At 71.6% G+C, this 18,345-nt stretch carries 1 protein-coding gene and 1 pseudogene; both read right to left on the minus strand.

The annotated features are described in order from the left end of the window. Positions 1 to 9,248, minus strand: a 9,248-nt coding sequence (locus tag IEJ02_RS46135; protein WP_191070262.1) for a type I polyketide synthase, incomplete at its 3' end; no start/stop codon positions are given. 77 nt (positions 9,249 to 9,325) lie between these two features. Then, positions 9,326 to 18,345: pseudogene (locus tag IEJ02_RS46140) on the minus strand (type I polyketide synthase); the annotation flags it as partial.

The following is an 18,345-nucleotide window of genomic DNA, read 5'->3' on the forward strand; positions in this document are numbered from 1 at the left end:
TTACGGAACTCCACCGCCGTCAGCGAGTCGAAACCCAACTCCTTGAACGCACGATCGGGCTCCACCGACTCCGCACCCGCGAAGCCGAGGACCGCGGCGGCGTGGGCGCGCACCAGGTCGAGCAGGGTCCGGTCGATCTCGGCCTCGGTGAGCCCCGTGAGGCGCTCCCGCAGTGCGGAGCCGGCGCCGGTGCCTTCGGTGTTTCCGGCGTTCGCCAGCGCCCGCTGGACCTCGGGCAGATCGCCGAGGAGCGGGCTGGGCCGCCCGATGGTGAACGCGGGGGCGAACCGCTCCCAGTCCACATCGGCGACCGTCACCACACCGTCGTCGCCCGCGACCGCTCCCTGTAGTGCGGCGATCGCCAGGCCCGGCGCCATGGTGGGCAGACCGCGGCGCGCCAGGTGGTCGCCCTCGTCTCCGGCCGCCATGCCGCCTTCGGCCCAGGGGCCCCAGGCAACGGCGGTGCCGGCAAGGCCCCGGGCACGGCGGTCCTCCACCAGCGCGTCCAGGTAGGCGTTGGCCGCACCGTAGGCGGCCTGGCCGCCACTGCCCCACACACCGGCGATGGAGGAGAACACCACGAACGCGTCGAGCTCGCGGTCGCCGAGCAGTTCATCCAGGTTGACGGCGCCCGCCACCTTGCCGGAGACCACGGCGGCGGCGTCGGCCAGCCCGGTCTCGGCCAGCGGCGCGGCCGCGTTGGCGCCCGCCGCGTGGACCACCGCGGTCAGAGGAAGCTCCTCCGGCACGGCGTCCAGGACCGCGGCCAGTTGCTCACGGTCGGACACGTCGCAGGCCGCCACGGTCACCCGGGCGCCCAATGCCTCCAGCTCCTCGCGCAGTTCGGGCGCGCCCGGCGCCTCGATGCCACGACGGCTGGTCAGCACCAGGTGTTCGGCGCCATTGCGCACCAGCCAGCGGGCCACCTGGCCGCCGAGCGCGCCCGTACCACCGGTCACCAGCACCGTGCCACGCGTCCGCCACGTCGTCCCGTCGGCGGTCGGCGCGGCGATACGGGTCAGGCGGCGTGCGAACACTCCGGAACCGCGCACCGCCACCTGGTCTTCGGCGGTCTCTGCGGCCAGCACACCGGCCAGCCGGGCGATCGCACGCTCGTCCAGGGACTCGGGCAGGTCGACCAGACCGCCCCACAGCTGCGGCAGCTCCAGCGCGGCCACCCGGCCCAGCGCCCACACCATCGCCTGCGCCGGGTTGCTGAGCCGTTCGGAGCGGCCCACCGACACGGCGCCGCGCGTACCGCACCACAGCGAAGCCTCGATGCCCGCGTCCGCCATGGCCCGCACCAGCGTCAGCGTCAGGGCGAGACCGTTGGGCAGCGCGGGGTGCCCCGGGCAGGGCTCCTCGTCCAGGGCGAGCAGCGACAACACGCCGCCCAGGGCGGGCGCGTCGGCCATCGCCCCGCGCAGCCGCTCCCCCAGCGCCTCGGTGTCGAGGTCCCGTTCGCCGGCCACCAGCGACACCGCGGCCGCGCCGTGCCGCTCGAGCCCGGAGACGACCTCCGCCACCAGCTCGTCCTCGGCACGGGCCGCCGGAACCACCACCAGCCACGTCCCCGACAGCGACCCACCGGTCACGTCCGCGACCGGCTTCCACACCACCCGGTAGCGCCAGTTGTCGATCGTGGACTGGTCACGCCGGTTGCGGTGGTACGTGGACAGCGCGGGCAGCACCGCGCTCAGCGACGTCTCGCCGTCGACGTCGAGCGTCTCGGCGAGCGCTTCGAGGTCCTCGCGCTCGACCGCCTCCCAGAACCGCGCGTCCACCGAGTCCGCGGCGCCCGGCGCGTCCCAGCCGCGCGGGGAGAGGGACACCTCGGGCCAGTACCGCTCGCGCTGGAACGCGTACGCCGGCAGCTCCACCATCCGCGCGCCGCGCCCGGCGAACACGGACTCCCACTCCACCGAGGCTCCGTGGACGTGGAGTTCGGCCAGCGCCATCGTCAGCGCCTGGGCCTCGGGACGGTCCTTGCGCAGCACCGGCACCACGGCCGAGGCCGCGGCCTGGTCCTCCGTCAGGCAGTCCCGCGCCATCGCGGACAGCACACCGTCGGGGCCGACCTCCAGGAACCTGATGACGCCCTGGGTGGTGAGCGCCCGCATTCCGTCCGCGAAGCGCACGGCCTCGCGCACATGCCGCACCCAGTACTCGGGCGAGCACACCTCGTCCGCGTCCGCCGCCTCGCCCGTCACATTCGAGACCAGGGCGATGGACGGCGCCTGGAAGGACAGGCCGGAGACGACGCCACGGAAGTCGTCCAGCATCGCGTCCATGCGCGGCGAGTGGAAGGCGTGGCTGACCCGCAGGCGGCGGGTCTTGCGGCCCTGCTCCGCCCACTGTTCGGCGATCTCCAGCGCCGCTTCCTCGTCACCGGCGATGACCACGGCGGCCGGGCCGTTGACGGCCGCGATGCTCACCTCGGCCTCACGACCGGCGAGCGAACCGGAGATCTCCTCCTCGGAGGCCTCGATGGCGACCATCGCGCCACCCTCGGGCAGGGCCTGCATCAGCCGGCCACGCGCCGCGACCAGCGTGCAGGCGTCCTCCAGCGAGAACACCCCGGCCACGTGGGCGGCGGCGATCTCACCGATGGAGTGACCGATCACCACGTCCGGGCGGACGCCCCAGTGCTCCAGGAGCCGGTACAGCGCCACCTCGATCGCGAAGAGCGCGGGCTGGGTGAAGGCCGTCTGGTCCAGCAGCTCGGCGTCCGCGCTGCCCTCGGCGGCGAAGATCACCTCACGCAGCGGACGGTCCAGAGCCACGTCCATGTGCGCGCACACCTCGTCCAGGGCGCGGGCGAACACGGGATAGGCGTCGTACAACTCCCGCCCCATGCCCAGGCGCTGAGCGCCCTGACCCGAGAACAGGAACGCCGACTTGCCTCCCGTCACGGCCTGCCCCTGGACGGCTCCCGAGGCGATTCCACCCTCCGCGACGGCCCGCAGGCCACGCAGAAGGGTCTCCCGGTCCTCACCCACCAGCACGGCACGGTGCTCGAACACCGTCCTGGCCGCCAGCGTGTGTCCGGCGTCCAGCACTCCGATGTCTTCCCGCCCCGCCAGATGCCCGTACAGCCGCTCGGCCTGCGCCCGCAGCGCCTCCCGGCTCTGCCCGGAAACCAGCCACGGCACCACGGCCGCCGACACCGGCGCCCCGGGCCCGGCCTGCTCCGGGGCCTCCGCCTCTTCCAGGTCGGGAGCCTGCTCGATGATGGTGTGCGCGTTGGTTCCGCTCAGCCCGAACGAGGAGACACCCGCCCGGCGCGGCTGACCCGTCTCCGGCCACGCGGTGGCCTCGGTCAGCAGCCGCACCTCACCCGCCGACCAGTCCACCTGCCGCGACGGCTCGTCCACGTGCAGCGTCCGCGGCAGCACCCCGTGCCGCATCGCCATCACCATCTTGATGACCCCGGCCACGCCCGCGGCGGCCTGCGTATGACCGATGTTGGACTTGATGGCGCCCAGCCACAGCGGGCAGCCCTCCGCGCGGTCCTGTCCGTAGGTCGCGAGCAGCGCCTGCGCCTCGATCGGGTCACCCAGCGTCGTCCCCGTGCCGTGTGCCTCCACCGCGTCCACCTCTGCGGCGGACAGTCCGGCGCTGGCCAGGGCCTGCCGGATCACCCGCTGCTGGGACGGGCCGTTGGGCGCCGTCAGACCGTTGGACGCACCGTCCTGGTTGACGGCCGAACCCCGCACGATCGCCAGCACCTGGTGGCCATTGCGCCGGGCGTCCGACAGCCGCTCCACGAGCAGCATGCCCACACCCTCGGACCAGCCCGTGCCGTCCGCGCCCTCGGCGAACGGCTTGCAGCGGCCATCGGGTGCCAGCCCGCGCTGGCGGCTGAACTCCACGAAGGCACCCGGTGTCGACATCACCGACACACCACCGGCCAGCGCCAGATCGCACTCACCCTGGCGCAACGCCTGTGCCGCGAGGTGCAGCGCCACCAGCGACGACGAACACGCCGTGTCCACCGTCATGGCCGGCCCCTCGAGGCCGAACGTGTAGGAGATGCGCCCGGACACCACGCTGGCCGCGCTGCCCGTGCCCACATGGCCGCCGAAGTCCTCGGGGGCGTCGAGCATGATCGTGGAGTAGTCCTGGCCGTTGGTGCCCACGAACACACCGGTCCGGGTGCCGCGCAGCGAGGCCGGTTTGACGCCCGCGTACTCGAACGCCTCCCACGACGTCTCCAGCAGCAGCCGCTGCTGCGGGTCCATGGCCAGCGCCTCGCGCGGCGAGATCCCGAAGAAACCGGGGTCGAACTGGGGCGCCCCGTAGAGGAATCCGCCCTCGCGGGCGTAGAAGGTGCCCGGGTGCTCGGGGTCCGGGTGGTACATGCCCTCGACGTCCCAGCCACGGTCGCCGGGGAACCCGGCGATGGCGTCGCCGCCCTCGGCCAGCAGTCGCCACAGGTCCTGCGGGGTCTCGACGCCACCGGGGAAGCGGCAGCTCATCGCCACGATCGCGATGGGGTCGTCGTCATCGGGCCGCACTCGGTCCGCCACCGCCGAGGTGGCCGCCGCCGCGTGGGCCCCGCCCAGCTCCCGCCACAGATGGTCGGCGAGCACCTCGGCGGTCGGGTAGTCGAAGATGAGCGTCGCGGGCAGGCTCAGACCGGTGGCCAGGTCGAGCCGGTTGCGCAGCTCGATGGCGGTGAGGGAGTCGAATCCGAGGTCCCGGAAGGCACGGCCCGGCTCGACGGACTCCGCCGAGAAGTGGCCGAGAGCCGAGGCCGCGTGGGTGCGGATGAGGTCCAGCAGGAGGAGGCGCTGCTCCTCGTCCGGCCGTCCGGCCAGCTGGTCCCGCAGCTCGTGGCCCGGTGCCGGCCGGCCGGTGGTCCCGGTCATGTCGGTCAGGAGTTCGCGCGCCTCGGGGATGTCGCTGACGAGGGCGGTGAGGCCCGCGCTCAGCAGCGGGGCCATGCCGGTCCAGTCGATGTCGGCCACGACCAGCGCGGCCTCGTCCTGGCTCGCGGCCCAGCCCAGCGCGTCCACGGCCAGCGAGGGGGCCATGGGGGGCAGTGGCCCTCCGCGCATCCGCTCCCCGGCGCGGCCGCTCGCGGCCATGCCGCCGTCGGCCCACGGGCCCCAGGCGACCGCGGTGGCGGCCAGGCCCTGGGCCCGGCGCTGCTGCGCCAACGCGTCCAAGTGGGCGTTGGCCGCCGCGTAGGCGGCCTGGCCCGCACTGCCGACGACACCGGCGAACGAGGAGAACAGCACGAACGCGTCGAGTGGCAGTTCCGCGGTCAGCTCGTGCAGGTGCCGCGCGCCCTCGACCTTCGCGGCCAGCGTCCCGGCGAGCCGGTCGACGGTCAGGCCGTCCAGCACACCGTCGTCCAGAATGCCCGCCGCGTGCACGACCGCGCTCAGCGGATACCGCTCCGGGATGGCGGCCAGTACCGCGGCGAGGGCATCGCGGTCGGCGGCGTCGCAGGCCGCCACGGTCACCGCGGCGCCCAGTTCCTCGAGTTCCGCCGTGAGTTCGGCGGCGCCTTCGGCCGCCGGGCCGCGACGGCTCGTCAGCACCACGTGTTCGGCGCCCTCGCGCACGGCCCAGCGCGCCACGTGCGCGCCCAGGGCGCCGGTGCCACCGGTGATCAGCACCGAGCCCCGGGGCCGCCACGCGCGTTCGGCCGACTCGTTGCCCACCGTGACGCGGTGGAGGCGCCGGGCGTACGCTCCGGAGCCGCGCAGCGCCACCTGGTCCTCGCCGCCTTCGGCGGACAGCGCCCACACCAGCCGCGCGGCGGCGCGCTCGTCCAGGGTCCCGGGCAGATCGACGAGGCCGCCCCAGATCCGCGGGTGCTCCATGGCCGCCACCCGGCCGAGACCCCATATTTCCGCCTGCACGGTGCTGTCGAGCTGGTCGGAGCGGCCCACCGACACGGCCCCCCGGGTGCCGCACCACAGCCGGGCCTGGATGTCCGCCTCGGTCAGGGCCCGCACCAGCATCAGTGTCAGCGCGAGGCCGCGGGAGACCTCCGGATGCTCCGTGCAGGGCCGCTCGTCCACGCCCACCAGGGACAGCACACCACCGATCCCGGACGGATCGGTGGCGATCTCGCGCAGCCGTGCGGCCAGCGCGCCGGGGGCGAGTTCGGCCTCGTCCGCCACCACGCGAACGACGTCGGCACCGTGCCGCTCGAGCGCGGCGGACGCCGACTCCGCGAACGCGTCGTCGACACCGGAAGCGGGGACGACCACGAGCCACGTCCCCGACAGCGTGGCCGCGGGGGTCTTTGAGACCGGCTTCCAGGAGATCCGGTACCGCCAGCCGTCGACCGTGGCCCGGTCGCGCTGCCGGCGCCGGTACGAGGACAGCGCGGGCAGCAGCTCGCCGAGCGAACCACCGCCGTCGACGTCCAGCGCCTCGGCCAGCGCCTCCAGGTCCTCGCGCTCCACCGCGTCCCAGAACCGCGCGTCCACGCTGTCCCCGGCGGAACCGCCGGACACCGCGCTCGCGCCCTCCAGCCAGTAGCGCTGACGCTGGAAGGGGTACGTCGGCAGCTCGACCTTGCGGGCGCCCCGCCCGTCGAAGACCTGCTCCCAGTTCACCGTCACACCGTGGGCATGGGCCTCGGTCAGCGCGGTCACCAGAGCCTGTGCGTCGGGGCGGCCCTTGCGCAGGACCGGTACCACGACCGGAGCCGAAGCCGACTCTCCCGTCAGGCAGTCCCGCGCCATCGCCGAGAGCACGCCGTCGGGGCCCACTTCGAGGTAGGCGGTGACGCCCTGGGCCGCGAGGGAGCGCATGCCGTCGGCGAAGCGCACGGCCTCCCGCACATGCCGCACCCAGTACTCCGGCGAGCACATCTCGTCTGCCGCGACCGGCTGCCCCGTGACGTTGGAGACCAGCGCCAGGGTGGGGGTCTGGAAGGACAGCCCCCGCACCACACGGCGGAAGTCGTCCAGCATGGCGTCCATGCGCGGGGAGTGGAAGGCGTGGCTGACCTTCAGCCGACTCGTCTTGCGTCCTTGTTCCGACCACTGGGCGGCGATCTCCAGCACAGCGGCTTCGTCACCGGCGATGACCACGGCGGTCGGGCCGTTGACGGCCGCGATGCTCACCTCGGCCTCACGGCCGGTGAGCGATCCGGAGATCTCCTCCTCCGACGCCTGGACCGCCACCATGGCGCCGCCCTCGGGCAGTGCCTGCATCAGCCGGCCACGGGCGGCCACCAGCGTGCACGCGTCCTCCAGCGAGAACACCCCGGCCACGTGGGCGGCGGCGATCTCACCGATGGAGTGGCCGATCAGCACATCCGGGGTGACGCCCCAGTGCTCCAGCAGCCGGAACAGCGCCACCTCGATCGCGAACAGCGCCGGCTGGGTGAACGCCGTCTGATCCAGCAGCCCGGCATCCGCGCTCCCCTCCGCCGCGAACACCACCTCACGCAGCGGACGGTCCAGCACCGTGTCCAGCCGCGCGCACACCTCGTCCAGCGCCTGGGCGAACACGGGGTGGCGGTCATACAGCTCACGGCCCATCCCAAGGCGCTGCGCGCCCTGGCCGGAGAAGAGGAACGCCGTCCTGACGTCCGTCCCCGCAACGCCTTGGAGCACGCCAGGAGCGACCTCGCCCGCGGCGACGGCTTCGAGTCCGGCGAGGAGTTCCGCACGGTTCGCACCCGACACCACCGCGCGGTGTTCGAACATCGACCGTGTGGCCACCAGCGAATGGCCGACATCCGGGGGGCTCAACTCGGACCGCTCCAGCAGGAACGACCTCAGCCGCCCGGCCTGGGCCCGCAGAGCGTCCGGGCCACGACCCGACAGCAGCCACGTGGCCACCCCCGTGTCACCGTCGGAAACCGGGCTTTCCTCGGCCTCCTCCTCAACCGGCGGCGCCTGCTCGATGATGGTGTGCGCGTTGGTGCCGCTGACGCCGAAGGCGGAGACGCCGGCCCGGCGCGGCTGCCCGGTCTCGGGCCACGCGGTGGCCTCGGTCAGCAGCCGCACCTCACCCGCCGACCAGTCCACCTGCCGCGACGGCTCGTCCACATGGAGGGTCGGCGGCAGCACCCCGTGCCGCATCGCCATCACCATTTTGATGACACCGGCGACACCGGCGGCGGCCTGCGTGTGGCCGATGTTCGACTTCACCGCGCCCAGCAGCAGCGGACGGCCCTCCGGGCGGTCCTGTCCGTACGTCGCCAGCAGGGCCTGCGCCTCGATCGGGTCGCCCAGGGACGTACCGGTCCCGTGTCCTTCCACCACGTCCACATCGGACGGGGCCAGTCGGGCGCTCGCCAGCGCGTCGCGGATGACCCGCTGCTGCGAGGGGCCGTTGGGCGCCGTCAGACCGTTGGACGCACCGTCCTGGTTGACGGCCGAACCCCGCACGACCGCCAGCACCTGGTGACCGTTGCGCCGGGCATCCGACAGCCGCTCCACGAGCAGCATGCCCACACCCTCGGACCACCCGGTGCCGTCCGCCGCGTCCGCGTACGGCTTGCACCGGCCGTCGGGGGCCAGACCGCGCTGCCGGCTGAACTCCACGAAGGCGGCCGGGCTGCTCATCACGGTGACGCCACCGGCAAGCGCCAGGTCGCACTCGCCCTGCCGCAGCGCCTGGACCGCCAGGTGCAGCGCGACCAGCGACGAGGAACACGCCGTGTCCACCGTGACCGCGGGTCCTTCAAGACCGAAGGTGTACGAGATACGACCCGAGACGACGGAGGTCGACGTGCCCGTCAGCAAGTGGCCTTCGACATCCTCCGGGAACTCGTCGACGTCCGCCCCGTAGCCCGAGGTCGAGGCCCCCACGAAGACACCGCCCCGACGGCCCTTCACCGACCCCGGAGCGATGCCCGCCCGTTCGAAGACCTCCCATGAGGTTTCCAGCAGCAGTCGCTGCTGCGGGTCCATGGCAAGGGCCTCGCGCGGCGAGATCCCGAAGAAGTTCGCGTCGAACTCGGCCGCGTCGTGAAGAAATCCACCCTCACGGGAGTAGAAAGTGCCCGGGCTCTCGGGATCGGGGTCGTACATCCCGTCCACGTCCCACCCGCGGTTGGACGGGAAGTCGGAGATGGCATCACCACCGTCGGCCACCAGCCGCCACAAGTCCTCGGGGCTCCCCACACCGCCCGGGAAACGGCAGCTCATCGCCACGATCGCGATGGGTTCCTGCTCTCCTGCCTCCAGCTCGCGCAGGCGTTGGCGCGTTTGGTGCAGATCTGCTGTTACCCGCTTGAGGTAGTCCCGAAGCCTATCTTCGTTCACCATGGAAACCTTGCCTATTACGAGTCATAGAAGACTGAAGAATGAAAGGAGGCCAGAGAGCTGCACCTCGGCGTTCACATTTAGCTGAGCTCATTTTCGATGAAATCGAAGAGATCGTCGTCCGACGCCTCGTCAAGCCGCTGCGTAATGTTCTCAGCGTCCGTCGCTCCGCCCTCGCCACCATTCAGTTTGGCAAGGAGCACCTGGAGTCGGGATGCGATGGCCATGCGCTGGGCATGGTCCGGCTCAGCCGTGGAGAGTGATGCCTCGAGTTTTTCCAGATCCGCGATCAGCGGAGTGGCGGAAGTCCCTTCTTCGGGGAGGACGCCCGCTCGTACGTGTTCCGCGAGAGCCCTTGCGTTGGGATAGTCGAAGACCAGTGTGGTCGGCAGCCGCAGCCCCGTGTCCGCGTTCAACCGGTTTCGGAATTCTACCGCCGTGAGCGAGTCGAATCCCAATTCCTTGAACGCCCGGTCCGATTCCACGCCTTCCATTCCCGAGAAACCGAGAACCGCGGCCGCGTGACTTCGCACCAGATCCAGCACGGCGCGCTCCCGCTCACCAGGAGCCAGTGCGGAGAGCCGTTCCCGCAACCGGGATCCGGCCTCGGCGTTGCCTTCTTCGGCGGCACGGGCCTGTTCCAGAACCGATACGACCTCGGGGAGCTCGCCAATGAGCGGGCTCGGCCGCTCCATCGTGAACACGGGGGCGAATCGTTCCCAGTCCATGTTCGCGACCGTCACCACACCGTCGTCACCCACGATCGCGCCCTGCAAGGCGGCGATCGCCAGGTCGGGCGCCATGCTGATCAGTCCGCGACGCGCCAGCTGCTCGCCTTCGCTCCCGGCCGCCATACCGCTTTCGGCCCAGGGACCCCAGGCCACAGCGGTACCGGCGAGACCCCGCGCACGGCGGTCCTCCACCAGCGCGTCCAGATAGGCATTGGCCGCGCCGTACGCGGCCTGGCCACCACTGCCCCACACACCGGCGATCGAGGAGAACACCACGAACGCGTCCAGCTCACGGTCGCCCAGCAACGCGTCCAGGTGGCCGGCTCCCGTGGCCTTCCCCGAGACCACCGAGGCGGCGTCCGCCAAACTCATCCCCGCCAGCTCGGCGGCCTGCTCCACACCCGCCGCGTGGAAGACCGCCCTCAGCGGGAACTCCTCCGGGATGGTGTCCAGCACCGCGGCCAGTTGCTCGCGGTCGGCCACATCACAGGCCGCCACCGTCACCCGGGCGCCCAGGGCCTGGAGCTCATCGCGCAACTCGGACGCGCCCGGCGCGTCAAGGCCACGACGGCTGGTCAGCACCAGATGTTCAGCACCCTGGTTCGCCACCCACCGCGCGATCCGCGCACCCAGCGCACCCGTACCGCCGGTCACCAGCACCGATCCGCCGACCCGCCAGGACCGCTCCGTACCCTCACCAACCCCGGCCTCAGCCCTCACCAGACGCCGGACGAACACCCCCGAACCGCGCACCGCGACCTGGTCCTCGCCGCCCTCGGCCGACAAGACCCCCACCAACCGGCTCACCGCACGGTCGTCCAGCACCTCGGGCAGATCGACCAGACCACCCCACACCGCCGAGTGCTCCAACCCCACCACCCGACCCAGACCCCACACCTGCGACTGCACCACACCAGCCAGCCGATCCGAACGCCCGACCGACACCGCACCCCGCGAAGCACACCACAACAGCGCCTCAACACCCACCTCGACCAACGCCTGCACCAACGTCAACGTCGAGGCGAAGCCACTGGACAACGCCGGATGCCCAGGGCAGGGCTCCTCGTCCAAAGCCAGCAGCGACAACACACCGCCCAACTCAGGCACGTCGGCGACCGACTTACGCAGCCGCTCCGCCAGCGCCTCGGCGTCGAGGTCCCCCTCGCCCACCACCAGCGACATCACGCCCGCACCATGCCGCTCGAGCCCGGACACCACTCCGGCCACCAGCTCGTCCTCGGCACGCGACGCCGGAACCACCACCAGCCACGTCCCCGACAACGACCCCTCGGCCGCGTCCGGAACCGGCTTCCACGACGCCCGATAACGCCAGCCATCAATCGTCGACTGATCACGGCTGCTGCGGTGATACGCCGACAGAGCCGGCAACACCGCGCTCAGCGGGGCCTCGCCGTCGATGTCGAGCGCGTGTGCCAGCGCTTGGAGATCCTCGCGCTCCACCGCCTCCCAGAACCGCGCGTCCACCGAGTCCACGGCCGCCGAGGCGCCACGACTGCCCAGGTTGAGGGACACCTCGGGCCAGAACCGCTCGTGCTGGAAGGCATACGTCGGCAGCTCGACCTGCCGTGCGCCACGACCGGCGAAGAACGACTTCCAGTCCAACGGGACACCGTGGACGTGAAGTTCGGCCAGCGCCGTCGTCAACGCCCGTGTCTCGGAGCGGCCCTTGCGCAGCACGGGAACGAGGACCATGTCGGAGGTGTCCCCGGTCCCTTCCGCCAGGCAATCCTGGGCCATCCCCGTGAGTACACCATCGGGACCCACCTCCAGATACCTGGTCACACCCAACGCCTCAAGCGCGCGTACCCCATCCGCGAACCGCACCGCCTCACGCACATGCCTCACCCAGTAATCGGGTGAGCACACCTCTGCCTCGGAAACCGGCCTACCAGTGACATTGGACACCAGTGTCGTGGTCGGCGGCTCGAAGGAGAGCTCGCGGACCACCTGGCCGAACGCGTCCAACATAGTGTCCATAAGGCAAGAGTGAAACGCATGCGAGACCCGCAAACCCTTAGTCTTTCGACCCCTCGCCTCCCAGACACCCGCGACTTCCTGGACCGCGTGTACATGACCAGAGACCACTACGGACGACGGGCCGTTGACCGCGGCGATGCTCATCTCGTGCTCGCGGCCGGAGATTGAGTCGGCGGCCTCCTCCTCGGTCGCTTGGATGGCCACCATGGCGCCGCCGTCGGGAAGGGCCTGCATCAACCGGCCACGGGCGGCGATCAGCGTGCAGGCGTCCTCCAGCGAGAACACCCCCGCCACATGCGCGGCCGCGATCTCACCGATCGAGTGGCCGATCAGCACATCCGGGGTCACACCCCAGTGCTCCAGCAACCGGAACAACGCCACCTCGACCGCGAACAACGCGGGCTGGGTGAACGCCGTCTGATCCAGCAACTCCGCATCCGCACTCCCCTCCGCCGCGAACACCACCTCCCGCAACGGACGATCCAGCACCACATCCAGATACGCGCACACCTCGTCCAGCGCACGGGCGAACACCGGGAACGCCTCGTACAACTCCCGCCCCATGCCAAGACGCTGCGCACCCTGACCAGAGAACAGAAAAGCCGTCTTGCCACCCGTTACGGCCTGTCCCTGGACGACTCCCGAGCCGATTCCGCCCTGAGCCATCTCCTCAAGGCCGCGCAGCAGGGCTTCGCGGTCCTCGCCGACCAGCACGGCCCGGTGCTCGAACACCGAGCGAGTCGCCAGCGAGTGCCCCACGTCCAGCGCGCCGAGGTCGGCCCGGGCCGCCACATGTGTGCGCAGCCGCTCGGCCTGCGCCCGCAGTGCCTCCTGGCTCTTCCCGGAGAGCAGCCACGGCACCACGGTCATCGGCTCGACCGTTCCGGAGGCCACGGTGTCCGAGACCACGGACTCCTCCACAGCGGGGGCCTGTTCGATGATGGTGTGCGCATTGGTGCCACTCAGCCCGAAGGAGGAGATACCGGCCCGGCGCGGCCGGTCCGTCTCCGGCCACGGGGTGGTCTCGGTCAGCAGCCGCACCTCACCCGCCGACCAGTCCACCTGCCGCGACGGCTCNCACCATCTTGATCACACCAGCCACACCCGCCGCGGCCTGCGTATGACCGATATTCGACTTGATGGCCCCCAGCAACAGCGGCCGACCCTCCGGCCGGCCCTGCCCGTAGGTGGCCAGCAGGGCCTGTGCCTCGATCGGGTCGCCCAAAGTGGTACCCGTACCGTGCGCCTCCACCGCGTCCACATCGGCCGCCGACAGCCCCGCACTGGCCAGCGCCTGCCGGATCACCCGCTGCTGCGACGGACCGTTCGGCGCCGTCAGACCGTTCGACGCACCGTCCTGGTTCACCGCCGAGCCCCGGACGACGGCCAGCACCTTGTGGCCGTTGCGCCGCGCGTCCGACAGCCGCTCCACCAGCAGCATGCCCACACCCTCGCCCCAGCCCGTGCCATCCGCACCGTCCGCGAACGGCTTGCACCGGCCATCCGGCGCCAACCCACGCTGCCGGCTGAACTCCACGAACGCACCCGGCGTCGACATCACCGACACACCACCGGCCAGCGCCAGGTCACACTCGCCCTGCCGCAACGCCTGCATGGCCATGTGCAGGGCCACCAGCGACGACGAACACGCCGTGTCCACCGTCACCGCGGGCCCCTCGAGACCGAAGGTGTACGAGATGCGGCCCGACACCACACTGGCCGCGCTGCCCGTGCCCAAGTGGCCCTCGAGGTCACCCTGCGCGTCCGCCCACAGCCCGGTGTAGTCCTGGCCGTTCGTCCCGACGAACACCCCCGCTCGGGTGCCCTTCAGCGACTCCGGAGCGATACCGGCCCGTTCGAACGCCTCCCACGACGTCTCCAGCAGCAGCCTCTGCTGCGGATCCATCGCAAGCGCCTCACGCGGCGAGATCCCGAAGAACCTCGCGTCGAAGTTCGGGGCACCGTAGAGAAAGCCACCCTCGCGTGCATAGGACGTGCCGAGCCGCTCGGGGTCGGGGTCGTACAGCCCGTCGAGATCCCAACCGCGGTCGGCGGGGAACCCCGCGATGGCGTCACCGCCCTCGGCGACCAGCCGCCACAGCGCCTCCGGGGTGTCCACATCCCCGGGGAAGTGGCAGCTCATCGCCACGATCGCGATCGGGTCATCGGCCACGCCAACGGCCGTCGGTCCGGCGGTGGCCACGGCCGGCTGGGCGGTGCCGAACGCCTCGGCGTCCAGGTAGTCGGCCAGTTCGGCGGCGCTCGGATAGTCAAAGACCAGCGTGGCCGGGAGACGCAGCCCGGTCGCGATGTCCAGCCGGTTGCGCAGCTCGACCGCCGTGAGGGAGTCGAACCCGAGGTCGCGGAAGGCCCGGCCGGGCTCGACCGCCTCCACCGAGGTGTGGCCGAGTACGGCGGCCGCGTGGCCTCGCACCAGGTCCAGCACGGCCTGGTTCCGCTCGGCCGCCGAGAGTCCTACGAGCGTCTCGGCGAATGTGGCCGCCTCCGTTGTGGCACCGCCGTTGACCGTGGTCAGGTGCTTGCGCACCTCGGGGATGTCACCGAGGAGAGCGCCACCGCCGGCCCCGGCCAGTCCGGGAGCCAGACGCTCCCAGTCGACATCCGCGACGACGAGTGATGCCTCGTCATGGCCGACGGCCCAACGCAGGGCCGCCACAGCCAGGGAGGGAGCCATCGGGGACACCATGCCGCCCCGCAGCCGTTCCTCGGCACGGCCCTCCGCGGCCATACCGGCCTCAGCCCATGGTCCCCAGGCGACCGCCGTACCAGCCAGCCCGACCCCACGACGCAGGGCCGCGAGCGCGTCCAAGTAGGCGTTCGCCGCCGCGTAAGCCCCTTGGCCGGCGCCGCCCACGACGCCGGCGAACGATGAGAACAGCACAAACGCGTCAAGATCCAGATCTGCCGTCAGCTCGTGCAGATGCCAGGCGCCCTCCGCCTTCACACCGAGCACCCCGGCGACCCGGTCGACGGACAGACCGTCCAGTACACCGTCGTCCAGCACACCGGCCGCGTGCACCACCCCGCGCAGGGGGAACCGCTCGGGGATGCCCGCCAGCACCCCGGTGAGCGCTTCGCGGTCCGCGACATCACATGCGACCACCGAGACCAGCGCACCCATGGCCTCGAGTTCCGCCTTCAGCTGGGGCGCACCGTCGGCCGCCAGGCCGCGACGGCTGGTGAGGACGACGTGCTCCGCGCCCTCGGCCACCACCCAACGGGCCACATGCGCGCCCAACGCCCCCGTACCGCCGGTCACCAGAACCGAGCCGCTCGGCCGCCAGGTTCCACCACCCGACGACGCGACACGCACCAACCGCGGAACGAACACTCCGGAGCCCCGAACAGCCGCTTGGTCCTCGGCGCCCTCGGCGGACACCACACCGGCCAGCCGCCCAACGGCGCGCTCGTCGAGTACCTCGGGCAGATCGACCAGTCCGCCCCACATTCGCGGATGCTCCAGGGCCGCGACCCGGCCGAGGCCCCACACCTCCGCCTGCACCGGGCTGGTGAGCCGGTCCGAACGCCCCACCGAGACCGCGCCCCGCGAAGCGCACCACAGCCGAACGTCCATGTCCAGCCCCGCCAGGGCCTGCACCAGCCGCAGCGTCAGCGCCAGTCCCGCCGCGACCACCGGCTGCCCGGCGTACGGCTCCTCATCCAGAGCGAGCAGCGACATCACGCCGACCTCGGACTCGCCGTCGAGCGCGCCGAGCAGTGCCTGGGCGAGCCCGTCGGTGTCCGCGTCCGCGGCCACCGCCACCGGTACCACCCGGGCGCCGTGCTTCTCGAACCCCTGGCTGATCGACGTGGTCACGTCGCCATCCGCCAGACCAGCGGGCACGACCAGCAACCAGGTCCCCGGAAGAGAGACGGTGGCCAGGTCCGGGGCCGGCTTCCAGGAGACGCGGTAACGCCAGCCCTCGACCGTGGCCCGGTCACGCTGCTGCCGACGGTACGACGACAGCGCGGGCAGCAGTTCGCCGAGCGAGCCTGTCCCGTCGATGTCCAGCGCCTCGGCCAGCGCCCCCAGGTCCTCGCGCTCAACGGCTTCCCAGAACCGGGCGTCCACGCTGTCGGCGGCGGAGCCGCCCGTCGCCCTGCCCGAGTTCTCCAGCCAGTAGCGCTGTCGCTGGAAGGCATAGGTGGGCAGCTCGACCTTCCGTGCGCCGCGCCCGGAGAAGAGGTGTTTCCAGTCGACGGTGACGCCGTGGACGTGGAGTTCGGCGAGCGCCGTCGTCAACGCCTGGGACTCAGGGCGGTCCTTGCGCAGCGCCGGCACGACGACCGAGGCCGATGCCTCCTCCGCCGTCAGGCACTCTCGTGCCATCGCCGAGAGCACACCATCGGGGCCCACCTCCAGGAAGGTGGTCACGCCCTGAGCCTCCAGTGTCCGTACTCCATCCGCGAACCGCACGGCCTCCCGTACGTGCCGCACCCAGTACTCCGGCGAGCACACCTCGGCACCCGCCGACTTGCCCGACACGTTGGAAACCAGCGCGATCGAGGGCGGGGTGAACGACAGCCCGTCGACGACCTTCCGGAAGTCGTCCAGCATCGCGTCCATACGCGGCGAGTGGAAGGCGTGGCTCACCCGCAGCCGACGCGTCTTACGCCCCTGCTCCACCCACTGCGCGGCCAGCTCCAGCACCGCGCCCTCATCACCGGCGATCACGACAGCGGTCGGGCCGTTGACAGCGGCAATGCTCACCTCGGCCTCACGACCGGCCAGCGACGGAGCGATCTCCTCCTCCGACGCCTGCACCGCCACCATGGCGCCGCCCTCGGGCAGCGCCTGCATCAACCGGCCACGGGCGGCCACCAGCGCGCACGCGTCCTCCAGCGAGAACACCCCCGCCACATGCGCGGCCGCGATCTCACCGATCGAGTGGCCGATCAGCACATCCGGGGTCACACCCCAGTGCTCCAGCAACCGGAACAACGCCACCTCGACGGCGAAGAGCGCGGGCTGGGTGAACGCCGTCTGGTCCAGCAGTTCGGCGTCCGCACTGCCCTCGGCCGCGAACATCACATCCCGCAGCGGCCGGTCCAGAGCCACGTCCATGTGCGCGCACACCTCGTCCAGCGCACGGGCGAACACCGGGAACGCCTCGTACAACTCCCGCCCCATGCCAAGACGCTGCGCACCCTGACCAGAGAACAAGAACGCCGTCGAACCCGAAGTGCGCGCGACGGACTGAACCACTCCCGGGGTGTTGTCACCGGCCGCGACAGCCTCGAGTCCGCGAAGCAGTTCCGCGCGATCCGCGGCCGTGATCACCGCACGGTGTTCGAGGGCCGAGCGCGTCGCCACCAATGAGTAACCCACATCCAGCGCGCCCAGTTCGGTGCGCTCCATCAGATACGACCTCAGCCGTTCGGCTTGGGCGCGCAGGGCTTCCGGGCTCCGGGCGGAGAGCGCCCAGGGAAGGACGCCGTGGTCCTCGGCGGGGGCCTCGTCCGGCACCGCCTCGTCGTACACCGGGGCCTGTTCGATGATGGTGTGCGCGTTGGTGCCGCTCACGCCGAAGGAGGAGATACCGGCCCGGCGCGGCTGCCCCGTCTCCGGCCACGGGGTGGTCTCGGTCAGCAGCCGCACCTCACCCGCCGACCAGTCCACCTGCCGCGACGGCTCGTCCACGTGCAGCACCTTCGGCAGCACACCGTGGCGCATCGCCATCACCATCTTGATCACACCAGCCACACCCGCCGCGGCCTGCGTATGACCGATATTCGACTTCAGCGCGCCGAGCCAGAGCGGGCGGCCTTCCGGCCGGTCGTTGCCGTACGTCGCCAGCAGCGCCTGCGCTTCGATCGGGTCACCGAGCATGGTGCCGGTGCCGTGGGCCTCCACCGCGTCCACCTCGGNCCGTTGCGCCGGGCGTCCGACAGCCGCTCCACGAGCAGCATGCCCACACCCTCGGACCAGCCCGTGCCGTCCGCCGCGTCCGCGAACGGCTTGCACCGGCCGTCAGGGGCCAGACCGCGCTGCCGGCTGAACTCCACGAAGGCGTCCGGTGAAACCATCACCGTCACACCACCGGCGAGCGCCATCTCACACTCGCCCTGGCGCAGCGCCTGCGCGGCCTGGTGGAGGGCGACCAGAGACGACGAGCACGCCGTGTCCACCGTCAGCGCGGGTCCCTCGAGGCCGAGGGTGTAGGAGATGCGGCCCGACACCACGGAAGTGGCACTGCCCGTCAGCAGCTGCCCTTCCAGCCCCTCGGGGATCTCGTTCAGCCCCATTCCGTAGCCGGAGGTCGCGGCTCCCACATAGACACCGATCTGACTGCCGCGCAGCGACGCCGGGTCGATACCAGCCCGCTCGAACGCCTCCCACGAGGTCTCCA

This window comes from Streptomyces sp. 5-10 (assembly GCF_014712245.1).
GTDB classification, from domain to species: Bacteria; Actinomycetota; Actinomycetes; order Streptomycetales; family Streptomycetaceae; genus Streptomyces; species Streptomyces violaceusniger.